Source organism: Microvirga tunisiensis (assembly GCF_009296175.1).
GTDB classification, from domain to species: domain Bacteria; phylum Pseudomonadota; class Alphaproteobacteria; order Rhizobiales; family Beijerinckiaceae; genus Microvirga; species Microvirga tunisiensis.
Window position 1 is genome coordinate 1 of record NZ_VOSK01000795.1, and the last position, 1,198, is coordinate 1,198.

The 1,198-nt window shown below is 64.0% G+C and carries 2 protein-coding genes; both read left to right on the plus strand.

From position 1 onward, the window contains the following. Nucleotides 1–368 (plus strand): hypothetical protein (locus FS320_RS47440; protein ID WP_210252266.1); only part of this gene is annotated, 368 nt, incomplete at its 5' end. Nucleotides 369–392: 24 nt separating this feature from the next. Beyond that, nucleotides 393–1,198 (plus strand): recombinase family protein (locus tag FS320_RS43720; protein WP_162003645.1); only part of this gene is annotated, 806 nt, incomplete at its 3' end.

The following is a 1,198-nucleotide window of genomic DNA, read 5'->3' on the forward strand; positions in this document are numbered from 1 at the left end:
CGACGGGGTCCAGAGATACCCCTCATAGGAACGATGATCATCCTGACGCATCTGAGATTGTCGTCATCGATCCCGCTCATCCGCTCTATGGCCGCCACTTTCGGCTCGTCACCGTGGAGCCTGCCTCGTGTCCGGGAGGCATGGCCCGGGTAGACTATCGCTTCGGCCTCACGTTGCGGTTGCCGCTTCCGGCAACGAGTCTTTGGCCCTGGAGCGAGCCGCCCGTTCCGAAGGCAAAGCTCAGCACAGACGTAATCCAGGACTTGATCGTCGTGGCCGGAGAGAGCGAGGGCGCATGCCCATCCAACCTCAAGACGTCTGGACCACCCTGCCGGCGGCGCTCCGCCGGGAGATCGCACAAGACCTAGCAGCCGTTCTGCGGGAGGTGAGCCATGAACTCGGAACTCGTGACCTCGAACCATCGCCAGCGCCATGCGGTGATCTATGTCCGTCAGTCGACCCCACATCAGGTCGTCAGCAACCAAGAAAGCCTGCGGCTGCAATACGCCCTTCAGGCGCGCGCCCGCGAACTCGGGTGGCATGAGGCAGACATCGACGTCATTGATTCTGATCTCGGCGTGAGTGGCGCGGCCGGGGCGCACCGTCAGGGCTTCAAGGACCTGGTGGCCCGCGTGGCACTGGGCGAAGTCGGGCTCATCCTGTCCATCGAGGTGCCGCGCCTCGCCCGCAATTGCTCGGACTGGTATCCGCTTCTCGATGTCTGCGCGCACCGGGACTGCCTGATTGCCGACCGGGACGGCGTCTATGATCCAGGCTCGCCCAACGGCCGCCTGCTGTTGGGGCTCAAGGGCACGATCTCCGAACTGGAGCTGCATACCATCCGAGGACGCCTCACCGCCGGGCTCCTGGCCAAAGCGGAACGGGGCGAGCTTGCGCTGCCGTTGCCGACCGGCTTCGTCCGGGATCCCACCGGTGTCGTCACCAAGGATCCCAATCGTGAAGTCCAAGAGCGGATTGAGTTGACCTTCACGACTTTCCTGCAGGTGCGCACGGCCGTGAAGGTCACTCGCATGCTCTGTGAACACGGCCTGATGCTGCCGCGGCGCGACCGTTTCGGCGATCTCTGTTGGAAGCAGCCCACGATTGCGGCGGTGACGGATATTCTCAAGAACCCGGCTTACACCGGCGCCTTCGTGTATGGGCGCAGCCGTCAACGACCTTCCGCGACACCAGGCCG